Origin of the sequence: Arthrobacter sp. CAN_A214, assembly GCF_015751955.1 — a bacterium.
GTDB lineage: Bacteria > Actinomycetota > Actinomycetes > Actinomycetales > Micrococcaceae > Arthrobacter_D.
In genome coordinates, this window is sequence record NZ_JADOUU010000040.1 from 1 (window position 1) to 13,603 (window position 13,603).

General features: G+C 61.4%; 13 protein-coding genes. 2 read left to right on the plus strand and 11 right to left on the minus strand.

Going from position 1 to position 13,603, the window contains the following annotated elements:
• The 4 genes from IWX65_RS16190 to IWX65_RS16205 form a co-directional block, all read right to left on the minus strand.
• On the minus strand, nt 1-1,097 hold a 1,097-nt coding region (locus tag IWX65_RS16190; protein WP_196884493.1), incomplete at its 3' end, for a sulfatase-like hydrolase/transferase.
• A 359-nt stretch (nt 1,098-1,456) separates the two neighbouring features.
• Nucleotides 1,457-1,852: a hypothetical protein gene (locus IWX65_RS16195; RefSeq protein WP_196884495.1), complete on the minus strand. Its 396-nt coding sequence runs from the start codon at nt 1,850-1,852 to the stop codon at nt 1,457-1,459.
• A gap of 92 nt (nt 1,853-1,944) precedes the next feature.
• Nucleotides 1,945-2,397: a cupredoxin domain-containing protein gene (locus IWX65_RS16200; protein WP_196884497.1), complete on the minus strand. Its 453-nt coding sequence runs from the start codon at nt 2,395-2,397 to the stop codon at nt 1,945-1,947.
• A gap of 238 nt (nt 2,398-2,635) precedes the next feature.
• Nucleotides 2,636-3,286, minus strand: coding sequence for a cupredoxin domain-containing protein (locus IWX65_RS16205; RefSeq protein ID WP_196884500.1), 651 nt, complete (start codon nt 3,284-3,286; stop codon nt 2,636-2,638).
• A 586-nt stretch (nt 3,287-3,872) separates the two neighbouring features.
• On the opposite strand from IWX65_RS16205, the gene IWX65_RS16210 reads away from it, so the two are divergent.
• Complete coding sequence (locus IWX65_RS16210) at nt 3,873-4,064, plus strand: hypothetical protein (RefSeq protein ID WP_196884502.1); 192 nt, start codon at nt 3,873-3,875, stop codon at nt 4,062-4,064.
• Nucleotides 4,065-4,388: 324 nt separating this feature from the next.
• Here the strand turns inward: IWX65_RS16210 and IWX65_RS16215 are convergent, their stop codons facing one another.
• The 7 genes from IWX65_RS16215 to IWX65_RS16245 form a co-directional block, all read right to left on the minus strand.
• The gene (locus IWX65_RS16215) at nt 4,389-5,768 is read right to left on the minus strand and encodes a serine/threonine-protein kinase (RefSeq protein WP_334683944.1); all 1,380 of its coding nucleotides are present in this window, start codon (nt 5,766-5,768) and stop codon (nt 4,389-4,391) included.
• A gap of 584 nt (nt 5,769-6,352) precedes the next feature.
• Nucleotides 6,353-7,477: a ferritin-like domain-containing protein gene (locus IWX65_RS16220; RefSeq protein ID WP_196884506.1), complete on the minus strand. Its 1,125-nt coding sequence runs from the start codon at nt 7,475-7,477 to the stop codon at nt 6,353-6,355.
• Between the two features lie 133 nt (nt 7,478-7,610).
• Entirely contained in the window at nt 7,611-8,375 is a 765-nt protein-coding gene (locus IWX65_RS16225) for a class F sortase (RefSeq protein ID WP_196884507.1), read from the minus strand.
• Nucleotides 8,376-8,599: 224 nt separating this feature from the next.
• A complete protein-coding gene (locus IWX65_RS18120) occupies nt 8,600-9,121 on the minus strand; it encodes a Sec-independent protein translocase TatB (RefSeq protein ID WP_442859213.1) in 522 nt (173 codons plus the stop codon).
• 211 nt (nt 9,122-9,332) lie between these two features.
• Nucleotides 9,333-10,118, minus strand: coding sequence for a twin-arginine translocase subunit TatC (gene tatC / locus IWX65_RS16235; RefSeq protein ID WP_196884509.1), 786 nt, complete (start codon nt 10,116-10,118; stop codon nt 9,333-9,335).
• A 48-nt stretch (nt 10,119-10,166) separates the two neighbouring features.
• The gene (tatA, locus tag IWX65_RS16240) at nt 10,167-10,478 is read right to left on the minus strand and encodes a Sec-independent protein translocase subunit TatA (RefSeq protein ID WP_196884511.1); all 312 of its coding nucleotides are present in this window, start codon (nt 10,476-10,478) and stop codon (nt 10,167-10,169) included.
• Between the two features lie 557 nt (nt 10,479-11,035).
• On the minus strand, nt 11,036-11,248 hold the full coding sequence (locus IWX65_RS16245) for a hypothetical protein (RefSeq protein WP_196884513.1): 213 nt from the start codon (nt 11,246-11,248) through the stop codon (nt 11,036-11,038).
• 354 nt (nt 11,249-11,602) lie between these two features.
• Here IWX65_RS16245 and IWX65_RS16250 point away from each other — a divergent pair, with 354 nt between their 5' ends.
• A complete protein-coding gene (locus IWX65_RS16250) occupies nt 11,603-12,892 on the plus strand; it encodes an alpha/beta hydrolase (RefSeq protein ID WP_196884515.1) in 1,290 nt (429 codons plus the stop codon).
• The last annotated feature ends 711 nt before the right edge of the window (nt 12,893-13,603 follow it).

A 13,603-nucleotide genomic window follows, 5' to 3' on the forward strand; every position in this document is an offset into this window, starting at 1 on the left:
TCGCAGTAGTCGAAGATGTGCACCGGCTCATGTGTGTCCAGCGTCAGCATGGAGAGGTTGAACGGCTGACCGGTCTTTTCCGCCTCGGCATGCAACTTGTCGATCTCGTCCTTCGCGTGAGCCATGAGGCGTTCGTCGCTCAGGCCCCAGTCGCTGCGGAAGTTCGTCTCCGGTTCGCCGGCGGCGCGCCAGTCGGAAAGGTCCTTCTCCTCGGAGTAGCCGTGGCTGCGCAGGAAGGTGTCCTTCGCGGCGAAGGAGCCGTTGGCACCGCCCAGGAAGACGTTGGTGTAGCCGTGCTCGGTCAGGACATCGCCCAGGCAAGTGATCCCGCCCAGGTAAGTGTCGACGTCCCCACCGCGCTCGATCGGGGCACTGCTGCTCCCGGCGGAGCCTATGCCCTTCAGCGGGACGCCGCACTGCGTCGAAGTGAGACCGGCCATGGTCCAGCCCCCACCCGTGTACTGCTGAAAATCGGCCACACTCTGCCAGCCGTCCGAGACCTTGGTGGCCTCCTTCAAAGGAGCGAACGCGTCCTTCTCGAAGAGCTGGTCATCCTCAAGGGTGGCCTCGCCGGACTCGAGGTAGATCAACACAAGGTTGCGCTTGTGCTTGTCGCTGGTGACGGTCGGCTCCACGTAGTAGTCGCCGAGATCGTATTTCGAGTTCCCCGCCTTGACATACTCCCCCACGCCCACCGTGGTAGCGAAGGCCGTGGTTCCGCCGACGACCACCGCGGCCACCAGAGCGGTGGAGACGGTACGCATGATCCACTGTGAGCGACGAGGACGCCCACCGTCGTCATTGCGGCGGCGCTTGCGGCGCCGGGAGTACTGCCACGAGGCAATTCCAACGGTGATGAGCAGGGGCACGACGCCGATCCCCAGGATGCCGATCAAGACGATGGCTCCGCCCCCGCCGTCGATTTCGACGGAGACGAGGTTCAGGAGCATCTGACCCACAGAAATCTCGCCCCAGTAGAAACGAATGCCGACGGCGGCGATGAGTAGCGCGAGTCCCACCCAGATCAGGACGTAGACCAAGCCGCGTCCTACGACGACGCCGACCCGTCGGGTCACGGGAAGAATCTGGCCAGACATGACAACACCTCGCGTTCCGAATGCCCGCGTGTTCGCCGAACACCCTTGACATCCAACCCGTTCTCGGGCAGATAGAAGCCTAGTACCGTTACGCTATCCGTTCAACCTTGGTTCACCCGTCGTTAACGAGTCGTACACCGCAGCACGGGCCGCGCGACCCTCGGCGGTCAGTGGAAGTCTCCCAATCGAGAGCTCGTTTTGAAGCAACTGAAGCTAGTCAGCACAGGCTGCCTTAATTCAGACCGGAAAGCCGCGTCGACTGCCGGGCTCCGAACGCCGGCAAGGCTACATTTATCCGCGGCTTCTAAGCGCTTGATGCTGACCTTTGAGGTCTCCCCGCCCGGTGCGGGCGGTTCGGTTTAGGGGTTGTGTCGGGGCCGGTGTAGGAGTGCATAGCCGATGATGGCCAGGATCCCCGCGGCAGCTTCTGCTACTGCGGTGAGGATTTTCTTCGCGTACCAAACGGGCTCATACATGGAGGGAATCGGGCCGATCGCCGGGACCTGCACATACCGGTACAGGACCACGGCCGTCAAGGCCGAGAGCGCCACGGCGGCGGCCACCGCGTAAGCTGCCCGGTTTCCACGAATCAGGACATACAGGGCGGCCAGGACGGCGATGACGGCCTGGATCCGGAAGAGATTCCCTCCACCGATACCGCCCGGGTAGGCCTGCTGGAAACCGGGTGAGAGCTGGAAGTGGATGACCGCGCTGACGATCAAGCCCACGGCAACCAAAACGCGCAGGACAATCATCAGCGGCCGATTGCGCCCCTGGTTCCTGGTCGGGTGGTTCCGTTCCCCGGCAGGGTTTGCCTCCCGGTTTCCGGCGGAGCTGCCTGCCCGGCTCATGAGATGACCAGGGTGGCGGACATTTCAGGGTGATAGGTGCAGATCACGGCATACTCGCCGGCTTCCTCGGGGGCGGTGAAGGTCACTGTCTCCCCGGCGGGCACATCCACGTCGAACCCGCCGTCATCTTCCGCGGTGACCGTGTGCGGGGCGTCGTCCTCGTTGGTGACTGTCACTTCAGCACCCGGTGCGATGGTTTCGGGCATCTCGTATTCGAAGTCCTTGATGGTGATCATTGCCTCCTCCGCAGGCGCTGCTTCCGCAGAAGCCGACCCTGTAGCGGAGGTGCCAGCCCCGGTGGTCGCGGCCGCTGATTCCGGTGCCGCGGCTTCACTTGCCGCGCTGGTCGCCTCAGTGCTGCTTGGACCGGTTTCGGACCCGCACGCAGCGGTGGTACCGGTGAAGAGCCCGGCGAGCATCAGAGCCGATATTCCATAACGTACCTTCATGGTCGTACCTCCAAGATAATGAACCAGTGAACTATGCGCTGTGAACTGTCAAGGAACTGTGGATTGGCGTGATTCTTTCAGGGGTAGGTGTTGAGCACGCCATGCCCGGTAACGAGGTCTCCCTATACCAGGTGGTAGGCCGGTTTTGAGGTCCCCGTTCCGGAATCAACCGCGAGGTCCGCAGGGCTGCGGTGATGCGGTTGCAGCCCTGCGGACCGAACGGGGAAAAGCGGGTGGATCAGTTGTTACTGTTTTGGCGGCGGACGGCGTAGGTTCCGCCAGCTGCGGCGAGGAGCACCAGTCCCCCACCCAGAGCGATGATCGTTGAGGTGTCACTTGCTTCGTTCATCGCTCCGGTGTCAGCGCCGCCCTTGGGAACAGCACCCATCTGATCCATGCTGTTGCCTGCTGCACTGCCGGACTCAGCGACCTCAGGAGCTGCGACCTCGGGTGCCGGTGCCGCCGGTGCTGCCGGCGTCGTAGGTGCAGCGGGGGCGGGTGCCATGGCTTCAGCGCCGACGGTCAGAGTGCCCCGCATGTTGCCGTGGAATTTGCAGAAAAACCCGTAGCTCCCGGCTGCGCTTGGGGCGGTGAAGGTCGCGCTTTGCCCGCCGGGGATCGTGATATCGAAGGAGCCATCATCGGCGGTGACGGTATGGACTTCGGTGTCATTGTTCGTCACGGTGATCTCACCGCCCGGATCCACCGTGCCTGGCCCCGAGAACACGAAGTCATCGATGCTGATAGACATCTGCCCGGTAGTCATCGCCGGCACAGCCTGAGAGACCGGGCCAGGTGCGGCCACCGCTACCCCTGCCGATCCGATTCCCGCTCCGCCGATCAGGGCTGCGGTAAAAGCGACGCTAAGAACTTTTCTGCTCGAGATCATGATGAAACCCTCCGGCGGGGCGTTTAGGGAGACAACATTCTGGTAGTCAGTCGACTTGACGCCCGTTGCCGGGAAACCACCGCCACATGACATTCGTCACAACCTCCGTTTAGGTTTGCTAACCCGACCAGTTTCCTCTGCCAGGCGCAGACTTAATTCTTCCTCCGCGCTGGCGGGTGTTATTCAGAGTTCGCCGTACGCGAGGCCTTGATCCGGCATTTGCTGTATTGGTTTAACTAAGGATCGGTGGGGAGAGGCACTGGGAGTGCCGGGCCGCTCGGCACCGGCGCCGATGGCAATACAGGCGGCAGTACGGGTGGGTTACTTGGTGGGGGTACCGGCGTGCTCGGGACCGGCGCCGGGTCATTCGATGAAGGCACCGGTTCGGGTGTGGGTTCGGCGGGGACAGTGTTAGTGGGCACCGGTACGGGCGCCGGCCCGGGTGGTGCGGGGGTTGCTGCAGGAACGCTCGGCGCCGGAATCGGCGCGCCAGGTACCACCGGAACCTGCTGCCGTGGAGGGACAGGAAACATAGGCGCCGGGGCAGGCACGGGAGCAGGGGCGCCAGGCAGCACTGGAGCCGGTTGTGGTGGAGGTGCTGGCAGCATGGGCGCTGGCGCGGGGGTTCTCGGAGGCAGTACTGGCGCTGGCGCGGGGGTTCTCGGAGGCAGTACTGGCGCCGGCTGTGGTGCTGGTGCTGGTGCCCGCGGAACGGTGGGGGGTTCTGGGGGCTCTGATGTGGGTGTCGGGCTTGGTGTTGGTTGTTCTTGGGCGGTGATTCTGGTTTCCAGGCCAGCCCGGAGGGCTTTGATGGCGGTTTGAATGCGCTTTCTTCGATCGGCGGGAACTAACCCGTTGTCGGCCAGAAAGTCGAGCCTGAGAACGAGGCCATCCAGAGTTTCCAGTGATGCACTGTAGTCCTCATTGATGGTTTGCCGGGTTACGGTCAGGACATCCGCTTGGAGTTGCTCCGCGGCGCGGACATTGTAGTCCTGTGCCCCGCTGCATCCGGTAAGTACCACAATCACCAACAACGCCGCCACTGCCGTCGCGGTTTTGCGGGTCCGGTTGAAGTGGCGCAGCTTGTTACGGCGGGCGGTTATCAAGGGTCCACGCTTTCCTGCAGGTCAATGAGTAGTTCGCCCAGTTCCCCGGACGCTGGGGGGTAGTCCACGGGAACGGGTTGGGCCTGTCCATCAAGGACCAGCATCAGCGCCACGACGGTAAAAAGGATTCCGATTAGTACTGCAAGAACAATCAGCACCCACCGCAGAACAGGCTTTCGACGGCGTTCCGCCACCAAGGGATGGGGTTGCGTCGTGGTGTCGGTGGCGGTATCAATGTCGAGCGATTCCGTGATGGGAGAGGACGATAAGGCGTCGTTCCGCAGTGACCCGGTGGGTTCAGATTCAGTGGGTGTGCCTTGATCCTGGGCACCCACAGGTACGTGGACGACTTTTACGGGCTGCGTGGGGTTGGCGTTGTCTGGTTCCACCGTTGCGTCGGGAAGGATATACGCTGCCGGGTCAGGAATGATGTGCGATCCGGCGTGGAAGTCCTCTTCGGTTCCGAAAAGGGGATCGTTTTGGAGAGTCGCCGAAACATCGGCAGCTGTCGGACGGGCTCCGGTGTCCTGGGCAGTCATGCGGGTGAGCAGCCCTACCCAGGTTTCGCCGAGTGTTTCCGGGATGTCAGGGTTCCGGTGGAGACGTGCCACAGCTGACGCGGCGGCCGGACCAGGGAACGCTGTGACTCCTGTCAGGGTTTCCAGCAGGACCAGCCCGAGGGAGTAAACATCGCTAGCTGAAGTGACAGGGCCGCCCTGGGCTTGTTCAGGGCTGAAGTACGCGGCCGTTCCGATGGACTGTCCGGTAGCGGTGAGACGGGATCCATCGAGGATGCGGGCGATACCGAAATCGGTGAGTTTGTATCGGGTCTTCCCAGGAAGATTCTCATCGTTGGAGATGAGAATGTTCGCCGGTTTCACATCCCGGTGAACGATCCCGCGCCGGTGAATGTCGGCCAAGGCGTCGGCGATCCCGGCACCCAAGCTCGCCGCCGTGGCCGAGGCGAGCGGTCCCTGGTGCTTGGCGCGCTGCAGATCCGTTCCCCGAATCAGTTCCATCACCAGGTACGTTTGCGGATGCAAGGTGCTGGTATCTGTTCCGAGATCAAAAACAGTCACCAGGTTAGGGTGATTCAGCCCTGCCAGGACCTTTCCCTCACCCTGCTGACGTTGGGCATCGTCTTCCGTCGTTGAACCTGCACGGAAGATTTTGACTGCCACTTCCCTGCCAAGCAGTTCATCCGTGGCCTGATAAACAGAAGCCATACCGCCCTGGCCGATAAGAACACCCAAAACATACCGATCACCCAAGACATGCCGATCATCCAAGACATTGGTTCCCTGTGACCTGGGATCGCCCACCGGGCGGGCAGCGTCGAGCCCAAAGCCCTCTAACTCATCCCCGACACCACTCATTTTGATGACTCTAATCGACAAGACCGACGACACGTTGACCTGTTCGCGGCGCTTTCAGCCGGACAATGAAAACCCACCCCCGACGCCGCCCGGATTTCCTCGTCAGCTGTGAGAGCTACTGCACTATTCTCCGGAATTTGGGAATTTCGGACTCCCAGGGTCCTGAAGTTTAAAAGTCTTTCGCGACTTTTGGGGGCCCAGTGAGGGTCGGTCCCGTCGCACATCGCGGCCGGCCCTCACTGGGAGAGGTGGGGGTAGCTATTTCCGTGGCTCTAGAGCTTCTGCTTGTCCCGAACGGTTCAGCGGCCCCGGCGGCAGGACCACCAGGTGGTTGGCGGAGATGCTCGGTGTCGCTAACGACGCATCCTGCTATCGCGCCGACCAAGCGGTGAGGTGGTGGCTGCTGTTCTTCCGCTGGTGGAGGATCCGGGCAGTTCCGGATGTCGTTCTGTCGTGTCGTTCTGCCGTGTTCTTCCCACAACGCACTGATGGCCACCATGACCGTTTTTGTGGTGGATGGTGACCATCAGTATTCGGGTCGCAGCAGGATCATCGCTGCTGTGAAAGCGCTGTGAGGGTGTTCTTTACTCCGAGGCTGCCGGGGTGTTGTCCGCGGCGGTTTTGTTACCCATTTTGTGCTGCACGGCCAGGGCCGCACCGGCCGCCAAGGCCACTCCGCCGCCAAGGCCGATCAGGCCCATGTCGGGCTGGCCGGTGGTGGATCCTTCGATTCCGGTGTCGGGTGCGCCCGAGGGCATGGCCCCGGCTGGTGCGGCGGCGAGGTTTCCGCTGCCGTTGAGTTCGCCGTTGACACCGTTGGGGAAGAACCCACCGGAGCGTACAGGCTCCGGGTTCAAGTACACAATGTTCAGGACCTGACCCGGGGTGCGGCTGAAAACCAGACCGTTAGCGTCAGTGGGCACCAGGTTCGCAACATCGTTCAACACGATGGGCTGATCAATGTCCTCGGGCCCGTCGACCTTGTCGCGCAGATCCGAGATCGCGATGGTCGGGGCGATGAGGTCAAGCCCGGACAGGGTGGTCCTGATGATCCCGGCGTGATACGCCTCCACGGCCAGGAGACCGGCCGCGGCGTCAAGGAACGTCTTGTTGGTGATCAGCGGGGCAGCGCCCTTATAGGCGGTAACTCCAACATCTTCGAAGATAAACGCACCCAGCAGGAAGTTCTCCTCGCTCTCATACACATCGAAGGGCTCGCCTTCCTTGATCAGCCCAGCAGCCACGGCGGCCGCAGTGAAACTCGCACCGATGTCGATGGCCGGACGGGACACCGCGGAGCCGCCCAGTGCTGAGCGAAGCAGAGCGACGTGCGCTTTTTCGTCCTGTGCGATCTCTCGGGCGTACTGCTCAATTTTCTTGGTTTTGAAGGGGACCGCGTGTCCGCCGGTCACATCACCGGGGGTACCTGTTCCGCCGATCATGTCCGAAGACAGGCCCTGGCCATCAATGGCCCGCAGGTAGAACTCGGCTTCCAGGTATTCCAGGTTCAGGGCGAAGTTCAGGATCGCCGAATCGCTGGGTCCCTGCGTGTCCATGGGTGCGGCGGAGGCTGGTCCTGCGGTGGCCAGCAGAGCCGCGGAGCTGACGCCCAGACCGGTCAGTCCAGCGGTCCGGAAGAAACGGCGACGGTCAACAGGATTCTCGGCACTCCTGGAAATAGCTTTCGCAATGAAACTCTGATCAAACATAACCCAGCACCAACCATTCATTAGAGATCCCTGGGAGATGCTCGAACACTCCCTCATGTACCCCTGATCTTTATCGGTCGATCACGTAATTACAAGAGCAAACATCAATTTTCGGTCAAGAGGATGCCGAACCTCACGCAGGGTGGCTGGAAATGAGGTAGGCATACACGACGGTGTTCTGGGTAAATTCGCCGGTAGAGGGCTCGTAACCGCCGCAGGTAATCAACCGTAATTCCGCACGGTCAGTGGGCCCGTACACCTCCACGGTCGGAAAGTTATCCTCATCGTAGGTATCGGTCCGATGCACCTGGAACACCGCGACCGTCCCGTCAGCGCGGGTCACCGACACCTGGTCCGCGTCCTGCAACTCATGCAGCCGATAGAACACACCGATACCGGTCTGGGTCGAGTTGACGTGACCGAGGATGACCGAGGCCCCCAACTCACCAGGGGTCACAGAGCCCTGGTACCACCCTGCTGGAGCATCAGCATCCCCGGGAGGAACAGCCACCGTCCCATCGGGCTCCAACCCCAGTTTCATCAACGAAGAATCCACTCCAATGATGTCACTGGCTACGCTGACCGGCTCCGAGAACGGCAGGACCGGCCCCACCAGTGCACCTGAGGCGCCCGGAACCTCCGGAGCTGCAGGTATAGGGGCAGCCGGCACTGCAGGAACTGTCGAGGCCACCGGAGTGGGCGGTGCGGTGATTAGTGGTGGGAGAGCAGGAGGCGATGACGGTACGACCGTGGATTGGTAGGCGGCGGTCTCGGTCGATGCGTCGCTTTGCAGCCCGACACCCACCGTGGCTACCCCGCCCGCCAGGAGCACGGCCGCGGCCCCGGACAACAGCCTGCGGCCGCCGGAACCCGCTGTCCTTGATCGTCTATGTCTCATCTACCCAGCCACCATTACTCCCAAGGAACGCCCTGCGATCGCAGGCCCGTCTTTGATGCCGGCACCGTTCACCGCATCATTGTCATTGTCACGCCGTCGCGCCGCGCTGTTCACTATTCGCATGCCGCGCACGGGGACGTGCACCGCGATGCGATGATCCTTAGCTGACCATAGAGCGATTCGGTCTGTCTAGGACACGCCAGGGACGCGAACCGCAAGGGTTGTTACTGAACGGTACTGGATATGGTGGCACGATCGCGGGGTTTCGCTGAGACGGCAACTGGGGTTTCGCTGACCCGGGGGCCTGGGTGTTCGTTGCCAGCGGGGCTCGGGGGCTCGCTGATTGCGGGTCCCAGCTGCTGTCCACGGGCGGAATCGGTGGGTGCCGGAGATGCCACGTGCGCTCCTGCAGTCGGCCCTGGAGGTGGTGGGGTATGGGCTTCCGGCGCGGGCTGGGGTGCGGCCGTGGTGGGGAGCTTGGTCGGCTCTTCAAGGTCGTCGGCGAGGGCTTCTTTGATAATGCGCCGTGGGTCGTACTGGCGGGGATCAAGCTTACGCCAATCAACATCATCGATCTCAGGACCCATCTCCTCCCGGAGCTGCTCACGGGCGCCGCTAGCCATCCGGCGCAGGGTACGCACCAGCTGCCCCAGTTGCGCGGCATAGTCCGGCAGCCGTTCGGGTCCCACAATGATGACAGCAAGGATTCCCAGCAGTATGAATTCGTACCCGTTGATTCCCAACACAACCAGAACACTACAGCGACGATCACCCCGGATTAGCTCGGCGTGGCCCAATCAGTCGGTTTCAGCCGGCGTACTCACAGCGAAGAATTCAGCATTTCCCTTGCGGATCAGCACACGCGGAAAAGAACGGGACGTCCGGTGATGATCTGTTCCCCGTTCTGACCACAACGGTTCCAACCACAACGCCCATACGGTTCTTTCCTGTTGCGGTTCAGATTCCGTCGATCACCGAGGCTTGATTGGCTGTTGCCTCCAGGTGTGCCTGCTGCACAGCGTTTTTCCGGGCGCGCCGCTTATCGTTCAGCAAGCACAGGCCAATGGCAATGAAGAAGAGCAACAGCATCGGCGCCGCGAGGTAGAACATACTCATCGCGTCCGCCCCGGGGGCTGCCATCGCAGCGAAGAGGCACACCAAAAAAATCGTGATCCGCCAGGCCTTCAGGATCTGCTTTCCCGAAACGATGCCCACCATATTCAATCCGAACAACACCACCGGCAGGAGGAACGCTATGCCGAAGGCAAGCATCAACCGCAAAAGGAACGTGATGAACACCGTGACGGTGATGATGTTCGAGAAACCGCCCGGGGTGAAGTCCGTCAAGACGCGCACCGCGTTGGGCAGGATCAGCCACGCCAGATAAATCCCGGACAGGAACAACGGGACCGCGACCGCAATAAAAGCGACCGTGACCCGGCGCTCCTTGGTTTTCAGGCTCGGGGTGATGAACGCCCACAACTGATACAGCCACACCGGGCTCGACAGGATCAGTCCCAGGAACACCGATACCTGGATCATGAGGTCAAAAGGCGAGGCGACACCATCGAAGTTCAGTGCCGCGCTGCGTCCTTCGCGGGCATTCAAATCCTGGATAGGGCGGGACAACGCTTCCAGAACCGGGTCATAAACAAGGAAACCGGCCACGGTACCCAACACCACGGCAACCGCCGCAATAAAAAACCTGTCCCGTGCCTCTTTCAGATGCTCCCCGAGCGCCATCCGCCCCTCAGGGTTGGATTTACGTCCTCCCCTGCGCACAAGAACGCCCTACAACGAACGGGACGAAGGATGAACAGATTCCTGAGATCCGGGACCGGGCCGGGCCGCATGAGGCGCCTCGGAGACATCCGCTGCCCGGGCTGTGCCGTTCGGGTGGGAAGGATCGATAACGTTCACGACCGCCGGCGGGGATTTCTCCTCTGCCGTGTCATGGCCGTCTTCCTTCATCTGCTTGACCTCTGATTTGAAGATCCGCATCGATTGCCCGACGCTACGCGCCATCCCCGGCAGTTTCGGCGCCCCGAACAACAAAACAGCAAGCGCAATAATAATGATCAAATGCCAGCCTTCAAGCCTCATAACCAGATTCCTCTCGTAAGTCCACCCAGTGTAAGTCATCACCAAAACAGGCCTTCCACCCACCCCAGTGAAACAAAACAACAACGAAAGAAAATCTTCGTGGGAACGGAAAAATGATGAGGGAAGGTCACAGCTGTCAGAGCCGATCGATAAAAATAGGTGCCCTGAAGGTCGGATCCTGGTCAGGGAAAAACGTCCCGGTGGCGCCCCTGCTGCATTCCGCATGGCGGAGCGTTACGACACACGGAAGCCGGAGTAATGCTCCGGATTCGACCACTCAGAGGACGTCGGCCTGGGCTTTTACTTCACCCGCTAACCAAAGGACGCTCCAATCCGGAAGGCTCTAATTAAGCGTCAACCGCCGCAGGATACGGGTGCAATCCTTCCAAAATCGTGTCTCACATCAGGAGTACACTTCAGCGACAGGATGAAGCTACCGCCGCTGAACCGATGTCGTCCTTTCATTGGACAGACACCAAGGCCATGCGCGTCATTCGGAGACGAAATCTTTGAGGACCGCACAGGTAGCTCAAACGGTATCGACTACACGGAAGGTTTTAGCTATTTTCCGGTTTGACCAGACTGTCGTCGTCTTCCTCAAGGGCGGGAGCATCTCGAAGCCCGTCGGGAGCGGCCTCGCTGTTTTCTACCGGCGATGTCGGGCTCGGGTGAGTATCCTCCCGATCTTCGTTCGATGGTTCCCCCGAAACCTTTTCCGGTTCGTGCGTGGATTTCTTGCCAGCGGGGGCCACTGAATTCTCGTTGCTCACGAGGTGCACCTTTCGATCGGTAATGCTTCTCAACTGCCGGTCTGTCATCACCTACCAGAAGCACCCAGCCCGGTGCGGCCTGGGAACGAGGATACGACTGATAGTTTGCCTGACCCGACTCTTACTAGCCCTTCGACTCGAGTAAAGCAGCCCTGTCACTTCCCCGGCGTGGCCGATAAAAAGCTGGCCGATCACGGACATCGAAAGTACGCTCATGAATGTCGCCGCTCCTGGGGCAGTGGCGACACTCTGAAGCTCTTCCTTGTTCATCGATGAGCCTGCAGTCAGCCCTTCAGGGACTACCAGTGTCGCGGTTCCTGATGTGGGTGCGGCTGCGGCGTGTGAAAGGTTGCCATGTTCTCGCATTTCAAACCCCTCCTGACCGGAATAGCCCTTACTCCCCTGCTCCTGCTCGGCGCAGCCCCCCTCGCGCAGGCCGCCCAACCGGCCGCCGGTGCTGGGTCGGGGTCGGGTGAGGGGTCGCAGACCGTGCAGCGGGAGGTGAGCTTCGAGGTCCAGAACGTCAACCGAAGCGCCATCCCCTGCGAGGCCGACGGCCAAACATATACCGTCCGGGGCAGTATCACCGGACCCCAGCAGGCACTGGATGACCCGCAGGCAGTGACCCTGTTCCTCCACGGACTCAGCTACGGCGAGTTCTTCGGCAACTACAACGAACAACCCGGCTACAACTTCGCCCAGAAACAAGCCGCAGCAGGACACGTCACCGTCACGATCGACCGCCTTGGTTACGACTCCTCCGACAAACCCGAGGGCACCGGCATCTGCTTCGGATCCCGCGCGGATATCGCCCACCAGATCGTCACCCAACTGCGCAGCGGCGACTACACGGCCGACGACACCACAGAAACCGCCCCTGCTTTTGAGGAAGTGGTACTTGCCGGGCACTCCGTCGGAGGGATCATCGCCCAGGCCGCGGCCTATAGTTTCGGCGACATCGACGGTCTGATGGTGTTGTCCTACTCCGACACCACCGTGTCCCCTGCCGCGATGGGCGCCCTGGAAACAGCCATCGCAGCCTGCGAGGCAGGTGGCGGGCTCTCCGAAGGTGACCCCGGCTCCCCCGGGTACATCTACTTCGGCGCGGACACCCCGGAAATGTTCATCAAGGCCCACTTCTTCACCGACAACGCCGAACCAGTGATTGTGGATACCACGGCGGCGCTGCGCAACATGGACCCATGCGGCGACATCACCTCCTACAAGGCCGCGGTAGACACCAACAAAGCCAACATCGGATCAATCACCACTCCAACCCTGGTCCTCATCGGTGGAGAAGACGCCATCTACCCCATCCAGGCCCAGGATCAAGCAGCCCTGCTCACCGGAGCCCAGGACATCACCTCGGTGACCATCCCGGCCACAGGGCACGCCCTCACGCTGCACAACACCAAGGACCAGTTCTCGGCCGAGGTTTCCGCCTGGTTGGACGCCCACAACTTCGGCTCCACCCAAATGGGACAAATGCCCTCCGGTGGGGCGGATACCGGTGTTGCAGGAACACCGGCCGCGAACAACACCAATGAAACCGCGATCGGCATCGCCGCCCTCACTGGAGCACTGCTCCTGGCAGCAGGCGCAGTCTTCACCACCCGCCGCAAGACAGCAACTAACGCCAACTAGAAAAACACCGGCGCCCCAAAGCCGGGATATCACTGCTCCACCCGAATAAGAAAGCGGCTTCCAAGGTTTGCCTCACAGCGAGCCCGGAGGCCGCTTTCGTGTATACCACCCTGCGGACCGGACGGAGCCTTGTCAGTCATCATCCACCACATCATCTCGAGACCATGATCCCGGAGCTTGACCACATGCACCTGAACCCTGCGCCCTCGCCGGAGAGAACCCTGGACCCCGCCAACGTGACTCACGCCTACCCACGCACGGCACTCAGCAGTAACTTCCCGTGACATCCTCACAAGCCGAACGCAGCGAGTCCTTCTGGCAAAGCCGCTTTCTGGACCTCACCCTGTTTCTCCAGCACCACCACCGGGCTCCCTCAGGGCTATCGGAGGATCCCGCCGAGCGGCGGGCTCAGTCGCTGGCTGAAAACCCAACGCCGCCGAGCCTCCGACGGGACACTGCCACTGATAATGGTCGACCACATGGAATCCGTCGTCCCCAATTTCTTGCCACCTCGGGCATCCCGACCAAATCCTGACGGATTTTGCCACCGAAGCGTTCCCCGAATGCCCCTGCGTTGCAGATTGGTCACGGAGCTTGATGCCCGACGGTGTAGGCGGGGACTGTCCGATAAACGGTGTGTGGGGTCCGGCGTTTTCATTAGTGGTTGGTTTTCTCGAACCGGCCCGCGAAGGTAATCGCGAACGCGTTCAG

Bases quoted from the DNA above. Each gene is read 5' to 3' on its own strand.
- IWX65_RS16195 (WP_196884495.1), bottom strand. From the start codon at position 1,852: ATGATTGTCCTGCGCGTTTTGGTTGCCGTGGGCTTGATCGTCAGCGCG.
- IWX65_RS16200 (WP_196884497.1), bottom strand. From the start codon at position 2,397: ATGAAGGTACGTTATGGAATATCGGCTCTGATGCTCGCCGGGCTCTTC.
- tatA (WP_196884511.1), bottom strand. From the start codon at position 10,478: ATGAGGCTTGAAGGCTGGCATTTGATCATTATTATTGCGCTTGCTGTT.
- IWX65_RS16250 (WP_196884515.1), top strand. From the start codon at position 11,603: ATGTTCTCGCATTTCAAACCCCTCCTGACCGGAATAGCCCTTACTCCC.
- IWX65_RS16205 (WP_196884500.1), bottom strand. From the start codon at position 3,286: ATGATCTCGAGCAGAAAAGTTCTTAGCGTCGCTTTTACCGCAGCCCTG.
- IWX65_RS16215 (WP_334683944.1), bottom strand. From the start codon at position 5,768: ATGAGTGGTGTCGGGGATGAGTTAGAGGGCTTTGGGCTCGACGCTGCC.
- IWX65_RS16225 (WP_196884507.1), bottom strand. From the start codon at position 8,375: ATGAGACATAGACGATCAAGGACAGCGGGTTCCGGCGGCCGCAGGCTG.
- tatC (WP_196884509.1), bottom strand. From the start codon at position 10,118: ATGGCGCTCGGGGAGCATCTGAAAGAGGCACGGGACAGGTTTTTTATT.
- IWX65_RS16220 (WP_196884506.1), bottom strand. From the start codon at position 7,477: ATGTTTGATCAGAGTTTCATTGCGAAAGCTATTTCCAGGAGTGCCGAG.